7 protein-coding genes are annotated in these 8,455 nt (G+C 70.0%); 2 read left to right on the top strand and 5 right to left on the bottom strand.

Features of this window, described 5'->3' with window-relative positions; genetic code table 11:
- Positions 1-344, top strand: a 344-nt coding sequence (locus FV217_RS21200; RefSeq protein ID WP_147820436.1) for a LamB/YcsF family protein, incomplete at its 5' end; no start/stop codon positions are given.
- 108 nt (positions 345-452) lie between these two features.
- Complete coding sequence (locus FV217_RS21195; protein WP_147820434.1) at positions 453-2,459, top strand: AI-2E family transporter; 2,007 nt, start codon at positions 453-455, stop codon at positions 2,457-2,459.
- A 37-nt stretch (positions 2,460-2,496) separates the two neighbouring features.
- Here the strand turns inward: FV217_RS21195 and FV217_RS21190 are convergent, their stop codons facing one another.
- The 5 genes from FV217_RS21190 to FV217_RS21170 form a co-directional block, all read right to left on the bottom strand.
- A complete protein-coding gene (locus FV217_RS21190) occupies positions 2,497-4,119 on the bottom strand; it encodes an ABC-F family ATP-binding cassette domain-containing protein (RefSeq protein WP_147820431.1) in 1,623 nt (540 codons plus the stop codon).
- A 195-nt stretch (positions 4,120-4,314) separates the two neighbouring features.
- Positions 4,315-5,277 carry a class I SAM-dependent methyltransferase gene (locus tag FV217_RS21185; protein WP_147820429.1) on the bottom strand — a complete coding sequence of 321 codons (963 nt, stop codon included), beginning with the start codon at positions 5,275-5,277 and terminating at the stop codon, positions 4,315-4,317.
- A 32-nt stretch (positions 5,278-5,309) separates the two neighbouring features.
- Positions 5,310-6,695, bottom strand: a complete 1,386-nt coding sequence (gor, locus tag FV217_RS21180) for a glutathione-disulfide reductase (RefSeq protein WP_147820427.1) — start codon at positions 6,693-6,695, stop codon at positions 5,310-5,312.
- Positions 6,692-7,834 (bottom strand): O-antigen ligase family protein, encoded by a 1,143-nt coding sequence (locus tag FV217_RS21175; RefSeq protein WP_147820440.1) that lies wholly within the window; start codon positions 7,832-7,834, stop codon positions 6,692-6,694. Before FV217_RS21175 ends, gor begins: the two co-directional genes overlap by 4 nt.
- A 67-nt stretch (positions 7,835-7,901) precedes the next feature.
- Positions 7,902-8,381, bottom strand: a complete 480-nt coding sequence (locus tag FV217_RS21170) for a DUF2059 domain-containing protein (protein WP_246683085.1) — start codon at positions 8,379-8,381, stop codon at positions 7,902-7,904.
- Positions 8,382-8,455: the final 74 nt, after the last annotated feature.

The raw sequence follows: 8,455 nt of genomic DNA, 5'->3' as shown, positions 1-8,455 counted from the left end.
CCCTCGTGGTGATGCCGGGGCTTCCCGCCGAGCGGGCCGCGGCGCGCGCGGGGCTGCGCGGCATCCGCGAGATCTACGCCGACCGCGCCTATGCCGACGACGGCCGCCTCGCGCCGCGCGCGATGGACGGCGCCGTGCTGCACGACGCGCACGACATCGCGGCGCGGGTGCGCCGCATGGTCGAGGACGGGGCGGTGACGACCCTGTCGGGCCGGCGCATCCCCGTCGGGATCGACACGGTCTGCGTCCACGGCGACCATCCCGGCGCGATCGCGGCCGCCCGGGTGGTGCGGGCGGAACTGGAGGGCGCGGGGCTGGCGCTCAGGCCGTTCGCACCGCCCTGAGCGCATGGCGCCCGCACTGCAAAACGCGGGGAGGGATCGATTTCGGCCGTTCACGGTTTCTTGAGGCGCGATCTCGGGATCGCGCCGCGTGAAAGAGTCGAGCCGGCCATGAAGAGCGATCCGAGAAGCAGCGGCCTCGTCGTTCCGCCGCGCCCGACGCGGATCGCCGCCGCCGAGACGCCGAAGGGCAGCATCGCCTCCCCGGTGATCGTGGCGGCGATCATCGTCACCGCGCTCTATCTCGGGCGCGACATCCTGATCCCGATCGCCATCGCGGTCCTGCTCTCCTTCGTCATCGGTCCCCTGGTCCACCTGCTGCGCAAGCTCAGGCTCGGGCGCCTCGTCGCGGTGCTGATCGCGGTGCTGACGGCGTCGGGCGTCATCGCGGCGCTCTCCACCGTGATCGGCGTGCAGGTCGCCGACCTCGTGAAGGACGTGCCGCGCTACCAGCACACCATCGAGCGCAAGATCGAGGGGCTGCGCCAGGGGCCGCTCGGCACCGGCATGGACTACGTCGCCAACATCAACCGGGCGATCCACGATGCCGGCAGCGAGCCGGACAAGCAGAAGAAGCCGGAGACGTCGCAGACCAAGCCCGAGCCGACCCCGCCCGTGCTGGTGGAGATGAAGGACCGTCCGCCGAGCCCGCTCGAACTCGCCAACACCGTGCTCTCGCCGGTGCTCGGCCCGCTCGCCACCACCGGCATCGTGCTCGTGGTGCTGCTCTTCATCCTGATGCAGCGCGAAGACCTGCGCGATCGGCTGATCCGGCTGGCCGGATCGAACGACCTGCACCGCACCACCGTGGCGATGGACGACGCCGCGCGGCGGCTCTCACGCTACTTCATCGGCCAGCTCGCGCTCAATTCCGGCTTCGGGCTGGTGATCGGCTTCGGGCTCTGGGCGATCGGCGTGCCGAACCCGGTGCTGTGGGGCATCTTCTCCGCGCTGATGCGCTTCGTGCCGTATATCGGCGCCTTCGTCTCGGCGGTGTTTCCGCTGGCGGTGGCCGCCGCGGTCGATCCGGGCTGGGGCATGGTCATCGCCACGTTGATCCTGTTCGGGGTCATCGAGCCGCTGGTCGGGCAGATCATCGAGCCGCTGGTCTACGGCCACTCCACCGGGCTCTCGCCCTTCGCGGTGCTGGTCTCGGCGCTGTTCTGGATCTGGCTGTGGGGGCCCGTCGGGCTGATCCTGTCGACGCCGCTCACCGTCTGCCTCGTGGTGCTCGGCCGGCACGTCGACGCGCTCGAATTCCTCGACGTGCTGTTCTCCGACCGCCCGGCCCTGACGCCGGTGGAGAACTTCTATCAGCGCATGCTCGCCGACGACCCGGAGGAGGCGCAGGAGCATGCCGACACGATCCTGCGGACCTGCTCGCTCTCGGCCTATTACGACGAGGTGGTGCTCAAGGGCCTCGAACTCGCCTCGCGCGACGCCGCCCGCGGGGTGCTGACCCTCGAGCAGAAGGGCGACATCCGCACCTCGATCGCCGCGCTGATCGAGGAGCTGGAATCCCGCGAGGACGAGCGGCCGGTCGAGCCGGCCAAGGCGGTGCGGCGCCTGTTCGCGGGCAAGGCCGTGGCTGCGGAAGCCGCCTGCGACGCCGCCACGGCGATCGACGATCCGCCCGAGCCCGAGGAGTTGCCCGAGGCGTGGCGGCGGGAGGGCGCGGTGCTCTGCGTCGCCGGGCGCGGCTTCCTCGACGAGCCGGCCGCCGCGATCCTGGCCCAGCTCCTGCGCAAGCACGGACTCGGTACCCGCATCGCCGAATTCTCGGATCTCGCCCGCGCCAAGATCGACGGCTTCGATGCCGGCCCGACGCAGATGGTCGTGGTGATCTCGCTCTCCATCGGCGGCGAGCCCGGCCACCTGCGCCGCCTCGTCGGCCGGCTGCGCCAGAAGCTGCCCGGCAAGCGCATCGCGGTCGGCCTCTGGCGCATCGACGACGAGGGCGCGTCCGAGGCGGCCGGCCGCCGCGAGATCGAGGCCGACGAGCACGTCTCGTCGCTGCGCGACACGATCGAGGTGGTGCTGGGCAGCGCGGTGGCGAAGCCGGCCGCCGCGATGCCGGCTTCCGTCCCGCCCCGTCAGGCCCAGCCGATGCCGGCTTGAGCGGCAGCACGCCTCTCGTATCGCTTGCGGAAAAGCATCACCCCCGCAGGCCGGGAGCCTCCTGGCCGGTGCGGGCGACGTACTCGGTATAGCCGCCGCCATACTGGTGGATGCCCTCGGGGGTGAGTTCGAGCAGCCGGTTCGAGAGCGCGCCCAGGAAGTGCCGGTCGTGGCTGACGAAGAGCATGGTGCCCTCGTAGGTGGAGAGCGCCTGGATCAGCATCTCCTTGGTGCCGATGTCGAGGTGGTTGGTCGGCTCGTCGAGCACCAAAAAATTCGGCGGGTCGTAGAGCATTTTTGCCATCACCAGCCGGGCCTTCTCACCGCCGGAAAGCACCCGGCAGCGCTTCTCCACGTCGTCGCCGGAGAATCCGAAGGCGCCGGCGAGCGCGCGCAGCGAGCCCTGGCCCGCCTGCGGGAAGCTCGATTCGAGGTCCTGGAACACCGTGAGATCGCCGTCGAGCAGATCCATGGCGTGCTGGGCGAAGTAGCCGAGCTTGACGCTGCCCCCGACCGCGACGGTGCCGTCGTCGGGCTTGGTGGTGCCGGTGACGAGCTTGAGCAGGGTCGACTTGCCGGCCCCGTTCACCCCCATCACGCACCAGCGCTCGCGCCGCCGGATCGAGAAGTCGAGCCCCTCGTAGATCACGCGGCTGCCGTAGCTCTTGTGCACGCTCTTGATCATGACGACGTCGTCGCCCGAGCGCGGCGCCGGCTGGAAGTCGAAGGCGACGCTCTGGCGGCGGCGCGGCGGCTCCACCCGCTCGATCTTGTCGAGTTTTTTCACCCGACTTTGGACTTGAGCCGCGTGGCTGGCCCGCGCCTTGAAGCGCTCGATGAACTTGATCTCCTTGGCCAGCATCGCCTGCTGGCGCTCGAACTGCGCCTGCTGCTGGTGCTCGTTCAGGGCGCGCTGCTGCTCGTAGAAGCCGTAATCGCCCGAATAGGTGGTGAGCGACCCGCCGTCGATCTCGATGACCTTGCCGACGATGCGGTTCATGAACTCGCGATCGTGCGAGGTCATCAGCAGCGCGCCCTCGTAGTTCTTGAGGAAGGCCTCGAGCCAGATCAGGCTTTCGAGATCGAGATGGTTCGACGGCTCGTCGAGCAGCATCACGTCGGGGTTCATCAGCAGGATGCGGGCCAAAGCCACGCGCATCTTCCAGCCGCCCGAGAGCTTGCCGACGTCGCCGTCCATCATTTCTTGGCTAAAACTCAGGCCCGAGAGCACTTCGTAGGCCTTGCCCTCCAGCGCGTAGCCGTCGAGCTCCTCGAAGCGGGCCTGGACCTCGCCGTAGCGTTCGATGATGGCCTCCATCTCGTCGGCCTTGTCGGGGTCGGCGAGGTCGGCCTCGATCTCCTTCAGCTCGGCCCCGACCACGCTGACCGCGCCCGCCCCCGCCATCACCTCGGAGACGACGCTGCGGCCGGCCATCTCGCCGACATCCTGGCTGAAATAGCCGATGGTGGTGCCGCGCTCCGTCGCGACCAGGCCCTCGTCGGGCTCCTCCTGGCCGGTGAGCATGCGGAACAGGGTGGTCTTGCCGGCCCCGTTCGGCCCGACGAGCCCGGCCTTCTCGCCCTTCTGCAGGGCTGCCGAGGCCTCGATGAAGACGATCTGCCGGCCGTTCTGCTTGCCGATCTTTTCGAGGCGTATCATGCGACCAGACGTGCTTTTGGGGGATTTGCCGAGGGCTTACGGCATGGGTGGAGGCAGCGGAAGGGGAGAGGCGGACGGGGCGGCCCGACGGGAAGGCAGGGCTGCGGCTCCGCCCGTTCCCTCGGAGGTTGCCGCCCAGCGGCCGTCACCGAGAGCGCAAGCGAGGACCGAGGAAACTCGGTATTCTCGGCCGCCCTACCGCAACGGCTTGCGCGCCGTCAGCACGGTCGCGCAGGCGAGTTCGAGCTGCTTCTCCTGGGAGAGGCCCCGGCAGAAGGGCAGGCCGACCTGCTCGGCCGGGGCGCGCAGCAGCTGCTCGACGGTCATCGCCGAGAACTCTTCGCGGACGGGAGACGACAGGCCGTCCCGCCAGGAATTCAGGATCCATTGCAGGGCCCAGATCGGGTGGGTCGACTCGATGACCTCCACCCGCTCGACCTCGAGCATGTCCTCGAACAGGCGTCGCGCGCCCTGCGGCGTCGGGTTGAAGTAGTGGTGCGGAAAGCCGTGATAGGGCTGCAGGAAGGGGACGCAGCAATACAGCGTGCCGCCCGGCTTCAGCACGCGCGCGATCTCGCGGGCGCAGGTGAACGGGTCGCGGACATGTTCCAGCACCACGATGGACAGGACGCCATCGAAGGAATCGTCGAGGAACGGCAGGGCCTCGCCGACGCCCAGCACGTCCGTCGAGAGGTAGTCGACGATCTCGTAGTTGACGACGTTCTCGTAATAGGTTTGCCGGCTTCCGGCGCCGCAATCGAGGACGAGGCCGTCGGGGTAGCGGGCGATCAGGTCGACGCCCGACTGGTCGTAGCCGTGCGAGGACACGGCGTCGGTGGCGACGATGCCGGTCGCCTCGCGCAGTTCCGGCGTCAGGAAGTCCGCCTTGCCGTCGTTCCAGAGGCACGGCATGTCGCTCCGGAACAGCGGCCGCAGGCGCTGCATCTTCCTGGCCCGCGCCGCCCGAAGGTCGGCGCGCACGTTGACCATCCTGCGGTCCTCGCGATGGCCGAAGCCGTCGAAATGCTTCCGGCCCGACCGGACGTGGCCCGCCGCGACGGCGGCCGCCACGTCGGGGTTGGCGGCGAGATAGGCGGCCTCGTCGAAATGCCTGCCGGTCGCGGGGATGTAGAGGTCGAAGGGCATGGAGCGCACCATCGCGGATTCTCTCGGACGTTTCGGCGGCGGCCCTATCCCACACCCACCGGATGCTTCGTCACCACCGGAGAGCGCATCGTCACCAGTTCCTCGCCCGCCGTCGGATGCACCGCGATGGTGCGGTCGAAATCGGCCTTGGTCGCGCCCATGGTGACGGCGATGCCCACCGCCTGAATGATCTCGCCGGCATCGTGGCCGAGCACGTGGACGCCGACGACGCGGTCGCTGGCCTTGTCGACCAGAACCTTCATCAGCACGCGCTCGTCGCGGCCCGACAGGGTCGCCTTCATCGGGCGGAAGCTGGAGCGGTAGACGTCGATCTCATTGAAACATTGGCGGGCCACGTCCTCGTTGTGGCCGACGACGCCGATCTCGGGCGTCGAGAACACCGCCGTCGGGATCAGACGGTGGTCGACGCACCAGGGTTTGCCGCCGAAGACCGTGTCGGCGAAGGCGTGGCCCTCGCGGATGGCGATCGGAGTCAGCGCCGCGCGGTTGGTGACGTCGCCGACGGCGTAGATCGACGGGACGGACGTCTGCGAATAGTCGTCGACGGGGATGGCGCCGTTCGGCTTCGTCGCGATGCCGACCTTCTCCAGCCCGAGGCCGGTGACGTTGGGCCGGCGGCCGGTGGCGCCGAGCACGCAGTCGACCGTGATGGTTTCGCCGTCATCGAGCGTCGCGCGGATGGCGTCGCCGTCGCGCTCCAGGCGCTCGACGGTGCGGTTGAGGCGCAGGTCCATGCGCTTGGCGTAGGCCTCGCCGAGCGCGTCGCGGATTTCGTCGTCGAAGCCGCGCAGCAACCGGTCGCCGCGATGCAGGAGCGTCGTCTTACTGCCGAGCGCAGCGAAGACGCCGGCGAATTCCACGGCGATGTAGCCGCCGCCGATGACGAGGATGCGCTCGGGCTGGCGCTCCAGCTCGAACACGCCGTTCGAATCGATGGCAAGGTCGCCACCGGGAATCATCGGCTCGTTCACCGGCGCGGCGCCCACCGCCACCAGAATGGTCTTTGCGCGGATCAGTTTTCCGGAATGGCACAGGCGGACCGTGTGCGGGTCCTCGATGGCGGCGCGGTCGGCGATGAGTTCGACGCCGGAGGCGGCGAGGTTGCGGGTGTAGATGCCCTCGAGCCGGGTCACCTCGGCGTCGCGGCGCTGCTTCAGCACGGCCCAGTCGAAGCGCGGGGTGCCGACGTCCCAGCCGAAGCCTGCGGCGTCCTCGAACTCGTCACTGAACCGCCCGGCATAGACCATCAGCTTCTTCGGCACGCAGCCGCGGATCACGCAGGTGCCGCCGACGCGGTATTCCTCGGCCAGCATCACCCGCGCGCCGTGCCCGGCCGCGATTCGCGCCGCCCGCACGCCGCCCGAGCCGCCGCCGATGACGAAGAGGTCGGTATCGAAATTCTGGCTCATGCCGTGTCGCTCTTCAGAGGGCGTGCGAGGCCCGCGCGCAGCCAGGTGATGGCGGTTCCGAGCGCCGCCGTCCACCAGGCCTGCCAGGCGCCGTGCTCGACGAAGGCGATCGCGGCGGCGGCGGCGATCAGGCCCAGCGCCACGGCGAAGGGCGCCTTCGGCAGGATCGCGACGGCGCGGAGCGTTAGCAACAGCACCGCGGCGGCGAGGATCGCGCCCAAGATCCCGAGTTCGGCCCAGACCTGAAGGAAGCTGTTGTGCGGGTGGCCGACGGCCAGCATCTCCCGCAGCTCGGGCGCGAGACCCTGCGCCGCCGGCACTTCGGGGAAGCGTGCGCTGGTGCCGTAGCCGGCCCCCCGCCAGGGATCGGCCGCGACCGCCGCGCCGAAGCTCCGGGCGATGGCGACGCGGGCGCGGGAGGAGCTGTGTTCGAGCCGGGCATGGATCGCCTCCGGCATGAATCGGGCGAGGATGTCGCCCTCCACCGGGGCCAGCACCAGCGCCAGCCCGAGGCCGGTGCCGACCAGGGCGAGGCCGAAGCGCTTGGGCAGCAGCCGGGCGAGCGCCGCCATGGCCAGCCCGGCGATCAGGCCCATCGCGGCGGCGCCGCTGACGGAGGAGACGATCGCAGCAGCAGTCAGCAGCAGCAGGCCGAGGGCGAGGAGGCGATGCCCCCGCGCGAAAACCAGGAAGGCCAGCGGTCCGGCGACGAGCACGAAGGTCAGGACCGGCCGGTTGAACACGAACAACGCGTCGCGCTGTCCGAGCAGGCGCTGCGGCGCCATGCCGAGCCGGAGGCTCGCGACCACGAACAGGCAGGCGACGACCAGCGCGCCCGCCGCCAGCGGCGGCGTCCATGGCGGAAGCCGGCCGGGGGCGAGGCGGGCGAGGCAATACGCGGCGACGAGTGTGGGGCCGAACTCGCTCAGCGTGCGCAGCGAGAGTGCCGGAAACGGACTCCAGGCGAAACTCAGGAGGCACCAGGCCAGGAAGCCGAGCACGGCCGCCCCGACCGCGCCGCCGAGGGGCCGCAGCAGGAGGCGCAGGGCTCCGCGCCCCTCCTCGGCGGCGACGCCGAGACCGAAGAGAAGCGCCGCGACGACGACGACGAGCGGCGAGGAGCGGTTCGCCAGGGCCATGGCCGGCGGCACCAGGGCCAGCGCGACGGCGCCGGCCGCGTAGAGGCCCTTCGCGGCGGACACCGGCCTACTGGAGCTGATGGCCGCGCTTGCCCATCTCCGCGCGCACGCGGATCATCATGTATTCCGAGACCTCCTGGGTCCAATCCTGCATGGCTCCGACGAGCTCGTCGAGCACCTGGGGCTGGGTCTCGACGTAGCGCTTGCCGGCGGGCGAGCGGAAGAAGACCACGATTTCCTTCAGCTCGGGCTCGGCGAGGCGCCCGGCATAGATCCGGGCGGCGACGTCGATAATGCGCTGCTTCTGCAGCTCCATCTCCGGCTGCAGGCCCTTGATGACCTCGTCGAGGTCCTTGGCGAGTTCCGGCCGGGTCACGGCGTTCTTCTTGATCTGCTCGGCCAAGGCCGGGACGATGGAATCGAACGAGCGGGCGATGCCGGAATTGAACATGACCTCGCGGGCCAGCGCGAGATGGCTCGGGCCGATTGGGGCCGGCGCGGCCGGCACCACCAGTGTCAGCGGTCCCGGCCAAAAGGCCTTTGCCAGCGCCGCCGCGGTCTCATCGAAAATGCCCTCGTGGCGGGCAGCGGCCTCGTCGGGCAGATGGGCGATCAGGGGGT

The organism is Methylobacterium sp. WL9, assembly GCF_008040035.1.
Lineage (GTDB): Bacteria > Pseudomonadota > Alphaproteobacteria > Rhizobiales > Beijerinckiaceae > Methylobacterium > Methylobacterium thuringiense.
Note: the sequence above shows the minus strand (reverse complement) of the source record. Positions and strands in the feature narration are given on the sequence as shown.